Origin of the sequence: Ancylobacter moscoviensis (assembly GCF_007559435.1) — a bacterium.
Lineage (GTDB): Bacteria > Pseudomonadota > Alphaproteobacteria > Rhizobiales > Xanthobacteraceae > Ancylobacter > Ancylobacter moscoviensis.
Genome location: NZ_VMBP01000009.1, coordinates 1 through 13,689, shown reverse-complemented (window position 1 = coordinate 13,689; position 13,689 = coordinate 1). Strand labels below are relative to the sequence as shown.

At 69.5% G+C, this 13,689-nt stretch carries 12 protein-coding genes and 1 tRNA gene; 8 read left to right on the top strand and 5 right to left on the bottom strand.

What is annotated here, in order from left to right:
• Positions 1-571 precede the first annotated feature (571 nt).
• A tRNA-Gly gene (locus FO470_RS19405) sits at positions 572-645 on the top strand.
• A 167-nt stretch (positions 646-812) separates the two neighbouring features.
• Entirely contained in the window at positions 813-1,748 is a 936-nt protein-coding gene (locus FO470_RS19400) for a 2-hydroxyacid dehydrogenase (RefSeq protein ID WP_144344653.1), read from the top strand.
• 55 nt (positions 1,749-1,803) lie between these two features.
• Here FO470_RS19400 and FO470_RS19395 read toward each other — a convergent pair whose 3' ends face one another.
• Positions 1,804-3,891, bottom strand: coding sequence for a putative bifunctional diguanylate cyclase/phosphodiesterase (locus FO470_RS19395; protein WP_186292036.1), 2,088 nt, complete (start codon positions 3,889-3,891; stop codon positions 1,804-1,806).
• Between the two features lie 242 nt (positions 3,892-4,133).
• Here FO470_RS19395 and FO470_RS19595 point away from each other — a divergent pair, with 242 nt between their 5' ends.
• Positions 4,134-4,301 carry a hypothetical protein gene (locus FO470_RS19595; RefSeq protein ID WP_186292038.1) on the top strand — a complete coding sequence of 56 codons (168 nt, stop codon included), beginning with the start codon at positions 4,134-4,136 and terminating at the stop codon, positions 4,299-4,301.
• Positions 4,302-4,355: 54 nt separating this feature from the next.
• A complete protein-coding gene (locus FO470_RS19390) occupies positions 4,356-4,946 on the top strand; it encodes an SCO family protein (protein WP_144344651.1) in 591 nt (196 codons plus the stop codon).
• Here FO470_RS19390 and FO470_RS19385 read toward each other — a convergent pair.
• Entirely contained in the window at positions 4,897-6,834 is a 1,938-nt protein-coding gene (locus tag FO470_RS19385; RefSeq protein WP_144344650.1) for a glycosyltransferase, read from the bottom strand. The two genes, FO470_RS19390 and FO470_RS19385, sit on opposite strands and share 50 nt — an antisense overlap.
• Positions 6,835-6,917: 83 nt before the next feature.
• On the opposite strand from FO470_RS19385, the gene FO470_RS19380 reads away from it, so the two are divergent.
• From FO470_RS19380 to FO470_RS19365, 4 genes are all read left to right on the top strand, one after another.
• On the top strand, positions 6,918-7,889 hold the full coding sequence (locus tag FO470_RS19380; protein ID WP_418655071.1) for a transporter substrate-binding domain-containing protein: 972 nt from the start codon (positions 6,918-6,920) through the stop codon (positions 7,887-7,889).
• A 107-nt stretch (positions 7,890-7,996) separates the two neighbouring features.
• On the top strand, positions 7,997-9,667 hold the full coding sequence (locus tag FO470_RS19375) for a lysine--tRNA ligase (protein ID WP_144344648.1): 1,671 nt from the start codon (positions 7,997-7,999) through the stop codon (positions 9,665-9,667).
• A 67-nt stretch (positions 9,668-9,734) separates the two neighbouring features.
• A complete protein-coding gene (locus FO470_RS19370) occupies positions 9,735-10,283 on the top strand; it encodes a hypothetical protein (protein ID WP_144344646.1) in 549 nt (182 codons plus the stop codon).
• 51 nt (positions 10,284-10,334) lie between these two features.
• Positions 10,335-10,850, top strand: coding sequence for a cupin domain-containing protein (locus FO470_RS19365; RefSeq protein ID WP_144344645.1), 516 nt, complete (start codon positions 10,335-10,337; stop codon positions 10,848-10,850).
• 6 nt (positions 10,851-10,856) lie between these two features.
• Here FO470_RS19365 and FO470_RS19360 read toward each other — a convergent pair whose 3' ends face one another.
• The 3 genes from FO470_RS19360 to FO470_RS19350 form a co-directional block, all read right to left on the bottom strand.
• Positions 10,857-12,548, bottom strand: a complete 1,692-nt coding sequence (locus FO470_RS19360) for a thiamine pyrophosphate-binding protein (protein WP_144344644.1) — start codon at positions 12,546-12,548, stop codon at positions 10,857-10,859.
• Between the two features lie 156 nt (positions 12,549-12,704).
• The gene (locus FO470_RS19355; protein WP_144344643.1) at positions 12,705-13,175 is read right to left on the bottom strand and encodes a DUF6644 family protein; all 471 of its coding nucleotides are present in this window, start codon (positions 13,173-13,175) and stop codon (positions 12,705-12,707) included.
• 8 nt (positions 13,176-13,183) lie between these two features.
• Positions 13,184-13,576 (bottom strand): DUF6152 family protein, encoded by a 393-nt coding sequence (locus tag FO470_RS19350; protein ID WP_246659648.1) that lies wholly within the window; start codon positions 13,574-13,576, stop codon positions 13,184-13,186.
• Positions 13,577-13,689 lie beyond the last annotated feature (113 nt).

The following is a 13,689-nucleotide window of genomic DNA, read 5'->3' as shown; positions in this document are numbered from 1 at the left end:
AGCCGGAGCACGCAGGCCCCATGAGACCGAAGTCTCGAAACGAGGCCGAAGCCTCAATTCGCGCATCCGACCCGAAGACCGGACGTCAGGGACTTGCGTCCCTCACCCTATGGGCTACACCCTTAGGGCAATCGACACCTCTTCGTCCGGCGACTTGCCGGTCGCTTTAACGACCATCTCGTCGAGAAGAACATCAGAGGAGCGCCGAACCCGCCGTTGCGGTGGCGCCGCGTCGATGGGCGCCTTATAGGGGGAGCCCCTCGGATCTGTCAATCCCGCCGAATCGGTCACATTGCATTTTTATGTAGGAGGGCGGTCGAGGCGTTCAAGGGCAACGCGGCTTGGCATCGCGAAAGGCGCGGCCACGCAGGGGTTTTCCGCTCGCCTGGCGTTGTCCACAGCTTCGGAGGATCCCCGTCGCCGGCATGGCCGCCACCGCACTGCCGGCGGGGCACGGACACCCGATCGCCGGCCGGTGCCCGTGGTTCGGCGATCGCGTTCTTATCCGTCATGGCGCGTCTCGAACCCACTTGAAGCGGCACCCCGGCCCCCTTATGGTGCCGCCACCTGAGCGGGCGTAGTTCAATGGTAGAACGGCAGCTTCCCAAGCTGCATACGAGGGTTCGATTCCCTTCGCCCGCTCCAGCGTCCCCCTCCGATAGATCCTTGGCTTGCCGCTCGAGCGCTGAACGACGCGTTCCCCAGCGCGTTCCCGATTTCTGTTATGACGCGTTCCGCCCGGCGCGATCCCCCCGCTAGGATGCGCGCCGTATGGGATTGGTCAGGTCGACCGGAAAGGCTGGAGGCTTCGCGTGAGCAGGGACGCCCTCGTTTTCTATAGTGCCGTGGATGATGCCGCCGCCTGGCGCGCGGCGCTTGCCGCCGAATTGCCCGATCTCGATTTCCGCGCCGATCCCGACGTCGGCGATCCCGCCGACATCCGCTATGCGCTCGCCTGGGCGCCGCCCGCCGGTTTCTTCGCGCGCTTTCCCAATCTCCAGCTCGTCACCAATCTCGGCGCCGGCGTCGACGCGCTGGTGCGGCGCGACGATCTCGTGCCGGTCAAATTCTCCCGCCTGTCGGATCCCGGCATGGTGGCGATGATGACGAGCTATGTCGTCTTCGCCGTGACGCGCTATGCGCGCGACATTCCGGTCTTCGAGCGGGCCAAGCGGCGCGGGGAGTGGGAGTATGTGCATCCGCGCGCCTTGTCCGAGATCCGGGTCGGCGTTCTCGGCCTGGGCGAGCTCGGCGGCGCGGCGGCGCGCACGCTGGCGGCCATGGGCTTCACCGTCACCGGCTGGTCGCGCACGCCCAAGCGCATCGAGGGCGTCACCTCGCTGACTGGCCGCGAGGGGCTGGAGCAGGTGCTGGCGGGCAGCGAGATCCTCGTCTGCATGGTGCCGCTGACCGGCGACACCCATCATCTGCTCGGCGCGCGCGAGCTGGCCCTGATGCCGCACGGCGCGAAATTCGTGAATGTCGCGCGCGGCGCGCTGGTGGACGAGGCGGCGCTCATCGAGGCGCTGCGTGCCGGGCGCATCGCCGAGGCCACGCTGGACGTCTTCGAGACCGAGCCGCTGCCCGCCGGCCACGCGCTCTGGTCGCTCGACAACGTGCTGATCACCCCGCACATGGCGAGCATCACGGTGCCGGCGCTCGCGGCGCGGGACGTGGCGGAGAGCATCCGGCGGGTGCGGCAGGGGCTCGCGCCGCTGCACGAGGTCGATCCGGCGCGCGGCTATTGAGGGCTCCGCGCGGGTGAGGCTCCGCGCGGGTGAGGCGTCGCCCCGTCGGCGCCGCTCAGGCGAAGATCGTCTCGGCGCCGACCGGACGGTGGAAATAGAAGCCCTGGAACAGCGTGGCGCCGAGCTCCTTCAGCCGCGCGAGCTGCTCTTCCTCCTCCACGCCCTCGACGACGAGTTCGAGGCCGAGCGAGCTGGTGATGGAGACCGCCGCCTTGATCTGCGCCTCGTCGATCGGGTCGTTCAGCAGGTCGCGTGTCACCGTCCAGTCGATCTTGATGCCATCGACCGGAAGCTGCTTCAGCGCCTCGAAGGAATTGTAGCCGTTGCCGAAATCGTCGAGATAGACGTGCAGGCCGTGCGTGCGCAGCGCGGAGAGGAAGCTCGCCACCTGCGCGGCGTCGTACATCTCGTCGGTCTCGGTGATCTCGATCCGCAGCGCCTTCTCGATCCCCGGATTGGCCGCGATGAGGTCCAGCAGCTTGCGCTGGAAGGCGGTGTTGGCGAGCGTGTGCACGCCGAGATTCATCGAGACGTATTGTTCCTCGCCGCGCGCCAGCAGCTGCATGGCGAAGTCGACGCACTGGCGGCACACCCAGTTGTCGATGCGGCCCATCAGGCCGAGCCGGCGCGCCGCGGGCAGGAACTGCGCCGGGCTGTAGGAGACGTCCTCGCTGTCGATGAGCCGGATCAGCGCCTCGTAGCCGCACACGCGTTGCCGGGTATCGACGATGGCCTGCAGGTGCAGCCGGAAGCGGTTCAGTTCCAGCCCCAGCCGGATGCGCTCGGCCCAGCCCACCCGCTGGTGCGTGGTGTGCACCTTGGGATCGCCGAGATCGTAGAGCTGCACCCGGTCGCGCCCACCTTCCTTGGCCACGCGGCAGGCCGTGTCGGCGGCGGCGAGCAGGCCCGAAGGCGTCTGCCCGGGCTGCGCCAGCGTCAGGCCGATGCTGGCGGTCAGCGTCAGGCGATGTCCGCCGGCGCGGAAGGGGTGGGTCTGGAGGGCGGCGTTGAGCCGGTTGGCGATGCCGGTGACTTCCGCCTCGTCGAGGCCGGTCAGCACGATGGCGAATTCGTCGGCGCCGATGCGCGCCAGCGTGTCGTCGGCCCGCAACTGGGCCCGCAGGAAGCGGCCGATATCGCGCAGCAGGTCGTCGCCGGCGGCGTGGCCGACCGCGTCGTTGATGCCGTTGAAATGATCGACGTCGATCACGCCGACCCAGAAGGTGCCGGTCTCGCCGTCGCGCTGCAGCTGGTCGAGCCGCTCCTCGAGCGCGAAGCGGTTGAGCAGGCCGGTCAGCATGTCGTGGCGGGCCTGCTGGGCGATGAGGCGGGCGAAATCGGCCAGCGCCTCGGTGTGCTGGCGCAGCTGCTCGCGCACGGCGACGAGTTCCGCCTCGCGCTTCTTCTGGGCGGTGAGGTCGGTCCAGATGCCGACCGAGCCGCCGCCGGGCAGCGGGTTGTGGCTCGCCAGGATCCAGCCGCCGTCGCGCAGCGGGATCTCGACCGGCCGCTCGCCGCTCTTCGCCGCCGCCCGCCGCAGCGCGCCGACCGCGCCTCCGGCCTGATGGGCGAAGAAGCCGTTCGCCGAGGCCTCGTCGAGCACGTCCGACAGGCGGCGCCCGGGCTCCAGCGAGGCGTTCGACCCGGCGAGCATCTGCCGCAGGCCGCTGTTGGTCTGCACGATCCGCTCCTCCGCATCGAGCAGGACGAGGCCCGCCGCGATGCCGTCGATGGCCTCGTGCAGCCGGGCCTCGGCGGCCTTGAGATGCGAGACGTCCGACCAGGTGGCGACGGTCCACAACTCCGGGGTGCGGTTCTCCCGCACCTGCACCCAGCCGCCGTCCTCCAGCGGGATGAGGAAGGGCTTGCCGTCGGCGTCCGCGTGGCGTCGCAGCCGTTCGGCGACATAGCCGTCGCGGTTCGCGACCCGGCTCATCTCGCCGTCCGGCACGGAGGCGAGCGCGAAGAAGGTCAGTCCCTGCAGGTCGCCCAGCGGTTCCAGAAAGGGAAAAAGCTCGATGAAGCGGCGGTTGTGGAAGACCAGACGGTCCTGGTCGTCGAACACGGCGAAGCCGTCGCGCGTGGCGTCCAGCAGCCCGGCGATGGAGCCATCGCCGACCCTGTGCGCGTCCGTTCCCGCCACCTGCGGGTCGGAGCCGCTCCTGTTCGTCCGTCCCGTCCGCACCATTCCGAATGGTCCATCCATCCGGCTTACGCTTCCACAACCGTAAGGTGGTCGCGGAATTGCGTTTTGCCCCGCCCGTCATTCTGAGGAATGCGAGCCCAGATCAAGTAGAATACTATTTCGTGGCACGTGCAACCCGAGCGAACCTGCGAAAAATGTGCTCGGCCCGACAAAGTTTGCGTATGGTATACGAAAATGACATGGAGGAATTCATGGCTGTTCGTTCGTCGGGAAGCGGAACGACAGGCCGTTGGGTGGCGATGATCGGCGCCGTTGCCCTGCTGGGTGCGGCGATCGGCCTGTGGGCGCGTCACGGTGCGGCCGTTTTCTTCGACATGCTGGCCGCCGGTATCGCCTATTGTTTCTGAAAGCGGGGTGCCGCTCCGGCAACCCTTGCCCCCGAACCCTCCTTCGTGGTCGCCATGTCCAATCGTCGCGTTCTCCTGCTGCTGGCCGCCTTCGTGGTCGGTGCCGTCGTCATCGTCGCCAGCGCGCTGGCGCTGCTGCCGCAGACCCCGACCGCCGTGTCCACCCAGACCACCATCGGCGGGCCGTTCGAGCTGACCGACCAGGACGGGCAGAAGGTCACGCAGGACACCTTCCTCGGCGCGCCGACGCTGGTGTTCTTCGGCTTCACCCATTGCCCGGACATCTGCCCGACCGCGCTGTTCGAGATGTCCCAGCTCTTCGAGGCGCTCGGGCCGGACTCGCGCAAGGTCACCGGCCTGTTCATCACCGTCGATCCCGAGCGCGACACGCCGGAGGTCATGAAGTCCTATCTCGGCAGCTTCCACCCCAGCATCCAGGGGCTGAGCGGCACGCCTGAGCAGGTCGCGGCGGTCATCAAGGCCTACCGCGCCTACGCCAAGAAGGTGCCCACGCAGGGCGAGGACTACACGATGGACCACACCGCCATCGTCTATCTGATGGGCAAGGACGGCAGCTTCGTCGCCCCGTTCAATCTCAAGCGCCCGCCCGCCGAGGCCGCCGAGGACCTGCGCCGCTACCTCTGACGGCGATCCGCCGGAGGAGGCGCGGGCGCCGCCGCGAGGTGCGCGCCAGGCCGTGCTCGGTCTTCTCCCAGCGGTGCGGCGCGACGATGAGCTGGAAGAGCGCGCGCCACGCGGCGGCCGACAGCATCAGCCAGTAGACCGGCATCAGCGCTAGAACGCGCGCGATCCCCGGCACCTGTCTCCGCCGCATGCCGATCGCCGTCGAGAGCGCGGCGCTGCCATAGCCGGCGAGCAGCACGCAGGGCCAGACCGCGTCGAGGAACTGCGTCGCCCGGGAAGGGATCGCCTCCGGCGGGCGCCAGAGGTCCAGCAGCAGCACGAAGCCGAGAAAAGGGTGCAGCAGCGCGGCCGTCAGCCCGCCGCCGAGCAGCAGCGCCAGCACCACCGCGCCCGGCAGGCCCGTTCCCTGCACCAGCCGACGCGGATGCCGGGAGTGGACGAGGAGCGTCTGCATCCATCCCTTGTACCAGCGTGTGCGCTGGCGCATCCACGCCGGCAGCCGGCGGGGAGCCTCCTCGTCCGTGGTCGAGGCGATGACGGCGGTCCGCCAGCCGGCGGCGGCGAGCCGCACCCCGAGATCGGCGTCCTCGGTGACGTTGAACGGGTCCCAGGCGCCGACCCCTTCCAGCGCCTCGCGGCGAAAATGGTTGGAGGTGCCGCCCAGCGGCAGCGGCAGGCCATAGGCGCCGAGCATCGGCAGCATCACGTCGAAATAGGCGGCGTACTCGGCCGCGAACTGCCGGGTGATCCATCCGTCCGCCAGATTGTCGATGGCGAGGCGCGCCTGCACGCAGCCGATCCGCTCGCCGCCGTCGCGCTGGAACACCGCGCAGGCCTCGCGCAATTGCAGCGGCTCGGGCATGTCCTCGGCGTCGTAGATGCCGATGATCGTGCCGCGCGCGAAGGGCAGGGCGGCGTTCATCGCCTTCGGCTTGGTGCGCGGCCCCGCATCGGGCGCGACGACCACCTCGAAGCCGGGCCGGCCGGCGTGCAGGGCAAGCGCCGCCGCCGTCGCCGCGTCGTCGGGCTCGATGACCAGCAGCACCTGCAGCTTCTCGCGCGGATAGTCGAGCGCCGCGAGCGCGTCGAGAAGCTGCGGCACGACCCGCGCCTCGCGATAGAGCGGCACGATCAGCGTGTAATAGGGCAGGGCGTGGTCCCGCCGCAGCGGCGCCGTGGGCGCCTGGGGCGCGAGCGTGCAGGCGGTGAGCTGGAGGATCGCGCCGCCGAGCAGCACCAGGCTGAACAGCACCGCCATGACCCATGTGCCGACGATGGACGTCGCGTTGACGATCAGGAACAGCGCGGCGAGCGCGAGGATGCCGAGCGCGAGGCCGCTGCGGGAGGCGCCGAGCGTGCCGGCCGAGAGATCGGGGCGGCGCTCGCGCAGGCGATAGGCCGCCCGCCAGCCGAGTTGCACCTCGAAGCGCCGGCGCACCAGCGCGGCCAGCCGTTCCGGGCTCGTCAGCGCCACCCGCTGCCGTAGCCGGGGATCCCGCGCGAGGTCCGTGGCGAACCGCCGGAGGGCAAGCCCACGCGCGGCGACGACGAGCCGCCCGTCGGCGCGGCGCGTCAGCCCCGTGCGCAGCATCGCCGCCATGTCGTCGTCGTGCAGGCGGGAAGGGGAGGTGGCGGGCCCCGCCTCCAGCGGCTCGAAGCCGACGCCCAGCGTGCGGGCGGCGCCGCGGGCGAGTTCATCCGACGAGGCGACCCCGCTGGCGAGCAGCACCTCGTCGACGCCGACATCGAGGCGGCGCGCGCGCCGGCGCGTGTAATGGATATCGGCGGCCGACAGCCGGCCGGCCATTGCCGCCGCCTCCGCCGGCAGCGCGCGCGACGGATCGGCGGTCCGCGGCGCGGATTCCGCCCGGCTCGTCACTGGCGTCATGAGCGGCCCCCTCGCCTAGTCGACACCGAGACGGTAGAAGTTCGCTGCGGCGCGGCCGGAGCCGGACGACGAACGAGGCGAGTGTGCGGTATCTTACTACAGTAAGCAAATCTCCCGGTGCCGGGCGCATTGGCCTTGCCCTTGGCGTCGCGCTCGCCTGTCTGGTCGGGGGCGCGCTGGCCCGGCCTGCGGCCGCCCAGTCTCCGGCCGCCCAGCCTGCAGCCGCCCCGCCGGCAGCGGCCCAGCCCGCTCCCGCGCTACCGGCGCCGCCGGCCGCCGGAACGCCTTCCGTCGTGGTGCCGAGCTTCTGGGATCCCAAGCGCCGGCCGGAGCGGCCGGACGTCACGCGCCTGCCGACGCAGATCCGCTTCGTGGCCACCGAGGACTATCCGCCCTTCAGCTTTCGCGGCGAGGATGGCCGCCCCACCGGCTTCAACGTCGATGTCGCCCGCGCCATCTGCACCGAGCTCGCCATTCGCTGCACGCTGGAGATCGTGCCGTTCGAGGCGCTGGTCGAGGCGCTGGAGAGTGGCAAGGCGGACGCCGCCATCGGCGGCATCGCCGTCACCCCGGCGAGCCGCGAGCAGATCGATTTCACCGACCGCTATTTCCGCTCGCCGGCCCGCTTCGTCGGCTCGCGTGGCGACGCGCTCGCCGAGGTCACGCCGGACGCGCTCGCCTCGAAGAAGGTCGGTGTCGTCGCCGGCACCGCGCATGAGGCCTATCTGCGCGATTTCTTCGGCGAGATCGCCATCCGGCCCTATCCCGACGCCGAGGCGGCGCGCGTCGCGTTGCAGAAGAACGAGGTCGACCTCGTCTTCGGCGATGGCGTCCAGCTCGCCCTCTGGCTCAACGGCACCGGCTCCGGCAATTGCTGCCGCTTCGTCGGAGGGCCCTTCACCGAGAGCCTCTATTTCGGCGAAGGCATGGGCATCGCGGTCAAGCGCGGCAACGATGCGCTGCGCCAGTCGCTGAACTACGCGCTCGCCCAGCTCTGGGAGGAAGGGGCCTATACCGACCTCTATCTGCGCTGGTTCCCCATCAGCGTTTATTGACGCGCATTTATTGACGCCGCCTGCCGCACTACCTAGAGCATGCGTCCGGGCGCCGGTAGGGCGCCCTTTGCCGCTATTTGTGTCGACAAAGCCCAGGAGGGCAGATCATGACGGCGACCGCTCAGGTCGAGGATGTTGCAGCCGAACTGCATGAGCTGGCGGAGAATGCCGGCGCGTGGCCGTTCGAGGAAGCCCGCAAGATCGTCGAGCGTCTGAAGCGGAAACCCAAAGCCGAGGTCCTGTTCGAGACAGGCTACGGCCCTTCGGGACTGCCGCATATCGGCACCTTCGGCGAGGTGGCGCGCACCACCATGGTGCGCCACGCGTTCCGCGTGCTCACGCAGGACAAGATCCCCACGCGGCTGCTCTGCTTCTCCGACGACATGGACGGCATGCGCAAGATCCCGGAGAACGTGCCGGATCCGGTCGCGCTGCGTCCCTATCTCCAGATGCCGCTCACCAAGGTGCCGAACCCGTTCGGCGGCGACTATCCGAGCTTCGGCCACCACAACAACGCCATGCTGCGGCGCTTCCTCGACACGTTCGGCTTCGACTACGAGTTCGCCAGCGCGACCGATTACTATTTTTCCGGCAAGCTCGACGCGGTGCTGCTGAAGGCGGCCGAGAAGTACGAAGCGATCATGGAGGTCATGCTGCCGACGCTCGGCGAGGAGCGGCAGGCGACCTATTCGCCCTTCCTGCCGATCTCGCCGACCTCCGGCCGCGTGCTCTACGTGCCGCTGAAGGAAGTCAACGCGAAGGCGGGCACCGTCACCTTCACCGACGAGGACGGGGTGGAGAAGACCATTCCCGTCACCGGCGGCAATGTGAAGCTCCAGTGGAAGCCGGATTTCGGCGCCCGCTGGGCGGCGCTCGACGTCGATTTCGAGATGTTCGGCAAGGATCACCAGACCAACGCGCCGATCTACGACCGGATCTGCGAGATCCTCGGCGGCGTGGCGCCCGAGCACTTCGTCTACGAGCTGTTCCTCGACGAGAACGGCCAGAAGATCTCGAAGTCCAAGGGCAACGGCCTGACCATCGACGAGTGGCTGACCTATGCGAGCCCGGAAAGCCTGGCGCTCTACATGTTCCAGTCGCCGCGCTCGGCCAAGAAGCTGCACTTCGACGTCATCCCGAAGGCGGTGGACGAGTATTTCAGCTTCCTCGCGCGCTACCCCTCGCAGGACTGGAAGAACCGGCTCGGCAACCCGGTCTGGCACATCCACTCCGGCAACCCGCCGGTGGAGGAGCTGCCGCTCAGCTTCGGCCTGCTGCTCAAGCTCGCCTCGGCCTCCAATGCCGAGGACAAGGCGGTGCTGTGGCGCTTCATCGAGCGCTATGCGCCGGGCACGTCACCCGAGACGCATCCGACCGTCGACAAGCTGGCCGGCTACGCCGTGCGCTACTTCATCGACCGCGTGAAGCCGCGCCGCGTCTTCCGCGCGCCGGACGAGGTGGAGGCGCAGGCGCTGGCCCGTCTCGACGCGGCGCTGGCCCTGCTCGACGGTCAGGATACGCTCGATCGCCGCGACGCGATCCAGAACGCCGTGCTCGATGTCGGCCGCGCCGAACCGCGCTATCAGGACCACAAGCGCAAGGGGCCCGAGGGCGGGCCGGGCGTGTCTTTCGCCTGGTTCAGCGCGCTCTACGAGCTGCTGCTCGGCGAGAAGGAAGGCCCGCGCTTCGGTGGTTTCGTCGCCGCCTACGGCATACCGGAGACGCGGGCGCTGATCGCCCGGGCGCTCTCCGGCGAGTTGGCCAAGGGCGCCGCCTGACCCGCCATCCTGAATGCCGGCCGCGCCGGTTCCCCCGACGGAGCCCGGTGCGGCCGGAGACAGCGACATGGCGAAGCGACGCAAGGGGCAGATCGACCTCCGCGTGGACGATCCCCAGCAGCTTCTCGACATGCTCGATCCTTTCCCGTTCCGCGAGCGCGGGCTCGACGGGGAGGTCGACGAATACATTTGCGAGCATGCCGGCGAGGTGCCGCCGAACACCCATCTGGCCATCGCCGTCCATCTGCCGGCGGCGCAGGCGGCCGGCGCCGTGGCGCAGAGCCTGCCGACCATCGTGCAGCAGCATTTCGCCCATCAGGCGGAGCGCCGCAGCGGGGAGCTGGCCAAGCTGTTCAGCGTCGGCCGCAAGGCTCTCTTTGTCGGGCTCGTCGTGCTGGCGCTCTGCCTTGTCGCCGGTCAGTCGCTGGTGAACCTCTTCCCCCATTCCCGTCTGGCCGAGGTGGTGATGGAAGGGCTCGTCATCCTCGGCTGGGTCGCCAACTGGCGGCCGATGGAGATCTTCCTGTTCGACTGGTGGCCGCTGGTGCAGGAGCGCCGGCTCTATCGCCGCCTCGCCCGTGCCGGCGTCACCGTCGTGCCCTACGAGGCGACCTGACTTTCCTGCTGGCGGCCGTCGTCCTAGGCTGATTCAAAACCGGAGGACGCCATGGCCGACGACCACGCCCATCATCCCCAAGATCACGCCCACGATCACACCCATGACGAGCGCTGGAAGCATGACGGCGTGCGCGTCATCAAGGGCGACCGGCTCGATCCCAACACCGCGCAGACCCCCGGCATGTTCCGCCAGGCGGCGATCAACCATGCGCGCGTTGGCGCGCAGAAGATCTGGGCCGGAACGGTGACGATCGAGCCCAACGCCAAGACCGGCGTGCACCATCACGGGGCGCTGGAAAGCGTGATCTACGTCGTGCGCGGGCGGGCCCGCATGCGTTGGGGCGAGCGGCTGGAATATGTCGCCGAGGCGGAGGCGGGCGATTTCATCTTCGTACCGCCCTACGTCCCGCATCAGGAGATCAACGCCGATCCCGACCAGCCGCTCGACTGCGTGCTGGTGCGCTCCGACAATGAGGCGGTGGTGGTGAACATCACCGATGTCGAGCCGGTGGAGAAGCCGGAGGCGGTCTACTGGGTCGACCCGATCCACCGCCCGCCGGAATAGCGCCCGCTAGCCTGCCGGGCGTGCCGCCAGCGCCTTTTCGCGCAGCGCGCTGAGCGAGGTGGTGGGCGTGATCGCCTCCGGGTCGAGCTTCACATGCACGATGGCCGGCACGCCGGCCGCGAACGCCGCCTCGAGCGCCGGCACGAACTGCGCGTCCGTCTCCACCGTCACGCCGAAGCCGCCGAAGGCGCGGGCATAGGCGGCGAAGTCCGGGTTCCTCAGCGTGGTGCCGAAGACCCGCGCGGGATATTCGCGCTCCTGGTGCATGCGGATGGTGCCGTACATGCCGTTGTCCACCACCACGGCGACGATCGCCGCGCCGTACTGGACGGCGGTGGCGAATTCCTGCCCGGTCATCAGGAAGTCGCCGTCGCCGCACACCGCCACGGCGGTCCGCGCCGGATCGGCGATCTTCGTCGCCACGGCGGCCGGCAGGCCGTAGCCCATCGAGCCGGAGGTCGGGGCGAGCTGCGTGCCGTAGGCGCGGAAGCGGTGGAAGCGGTGGACCCAGATGGCGAAATTGCCGGCCCCGTTGCAGATGACGGCGTCCTTCGGCAGCCCCCGGAGATAGCGCACCAGCGTCGCCATCTGCACCGGGCCGGCATTGGCCGGCGGCTCCTCGGTCCAGGCGAGATAATCCGCCCGCGCTGCCTCCCGCCATGCGCGCCACGCCAGCTCCTGCGGCGGCTGCACGCCTTCTAGCGCGGCGGCGAAGGCGCCCGACGAGGCGTTGATGGCGAGCGTCGGCTGGTACACACGGCCCAGCTCGTCCGGGTCGGCGTGCACATGCACGAAGGGCACGCCGGGGTCGGGAATGCCGAACAGGCTGTAGCCCTGCGAGGGCACCTCGCCGAGCCGCCCGCCGGCGAGGATCACGAGATCGGCCTCCTTCAGCCGGGCGATGAGCTTCGGGTTGACCGAGAAGCCGATGTCGCCGGCGAAGCAGGCATGGTCGGCGGGAAACAGCATCTGCCGGCGGAACGACACCGCCACCGGCAGGTCGAAGCGCTCGGCGAAGCGCGTCACTGCCGCCACCGCCTTCTCGTTCCAGCGGGTGCCGCCGAGGATCATCACCGGCCGCTTCGCCGCCCACAGCAGGCGCTGCAGGCGCATCATGTCGGTGAGCCCCGGCCAGGTTTCGGCCGGCCCCACCGCCGGCGCGTCCGGCACCGTGGCGATCTCGCTCAGCACGTCCTCCGGCAGGGCGATCACCACCGGGCCGGGGCGTCCCTGAAGGGCGACGCGGAAGGCGCGCGCAACGATCTCGGGAATGCGCGCCGCCTCGTCGATCTCCACCGCCCATTTGGCCAGCGGACCGAACACGGCGCGGTAATCGACCTCCTGAAACGCCTCGCGCCCGCGCATCGAGCGCGAGATCTGGCCGACGAACAGGATCATCGGCGTCGAATCCTGCTGGGCGATGTGCACGCCCGCGCTCGCATTGGTCGAGCCCGGCCCGCGCGTGACGAAGCAGATGCCCGGCCGGCCGGTGAGCTTGCCCGAGGCTTCCGCCATCATCGCCGCGCCGCTCTCCTGCCGGCAGACGACGAATTCGACCTCGGTGTCGGCCAGCGCGTCGAGCACGTCGAGATAGCTCTCGCCCGGCACGCCGAAGGCGCGGGTCACGCCGTTGGCGAGCAGCGTGTCGACGAGGATGCGGGCGCCGGTGCGGGGAGCGGGGGAGGTCGTGGCGTTCATGATGATGGCACGGGATTCGAGGCGGGAAAGGCCGGCACTCTAGAGCATTTTCGGGCGAGGTGGACACCGGTTCGCGTGAAGAGAATGCGTCAAGTCAAAGAGCTGGAGGCGGGCGGGGGTCAGGGCGAGGGAGCGTTTGGGGGAGGCGGTTTCCGCTCAGGCGAAGCCGATCCATCGTCCCGCGACCAGCGTCGCCAGCCACAGCAGGCCGGACGCCGCCGCCGACAGCGCCACCCCGGCGCTGACCGGCGCGCCGTCGAGCGCCCGGCGATAGGCCGGGTTGGCGTGCTGCACGCCGATATTCGCCAGCGCTGCCGCGAGCAGGGCGAGTTTCGCCAGAAAGGCGGGGTTGGCGACATATTCTGCCGGCCGCACGCTGAATAGCCACAGTCCGGTGACGAGCGCCAGCGCGAGGCCGCTTCCCGCGACCCGCGACAGCAGCGGCCCGACCACCCCCAGCGGCACGCTCCGCAGCCCGCCAATCAGCCGCAGGTCCAGCGTGAGGATGCTGCCCAGCAGCAGCGAGATGCCGAGGATGTGGGCGGCGTTCACGAACAGATAGGCGATGCCCGAGCCCTGCAGCCAGCGCGCGCCGGGCCATCCGCCGAGAGCCGCGAGAAGGTCCATCGGGGCGCTCAGTTGGTGATGCGCTCCGGGTACATGTCGTAGTTCCTGCCGGCGATGGTGATGCGCACCGCCTTCATGTGCGGCTTGGAGGCATCGCGGTTGCGGTTGCCGAGCACGGTGATGGCGTCGCCCGGCTTGGCGGTGTTGCCGGTGAAGCCGGAATTGGAGGTCTGGCGGGGATTGCCGAGGTCCACCTGCCACACCGCGCCGTCGCTCGCCGTCACCTGCAGCGAGGGGTGGGGCGGGGCCATGGAGATGGTCTTGATGGTGCCCCGGAGCGTCATCTGCTCCGCCTCGGCCCAGCTCCAGCCATGATGGGCGAGTGCGGGGACGGCGAGGGCAGAAAGGACGACGGCGCCGCCGAGGCCGGCGGCGGCGAAAAGGCGGGAGGTCGCGGTCATGGCAGCGTCTCCTGTCGCTGGGGAAGCTTCCCCAGACTAGGTCACGAACTCATAAAGCGGTAGCGGGTTTAGGCGTTGCGTGATTCAAGGCTCTGGGAGGAGCCTGATGAGCG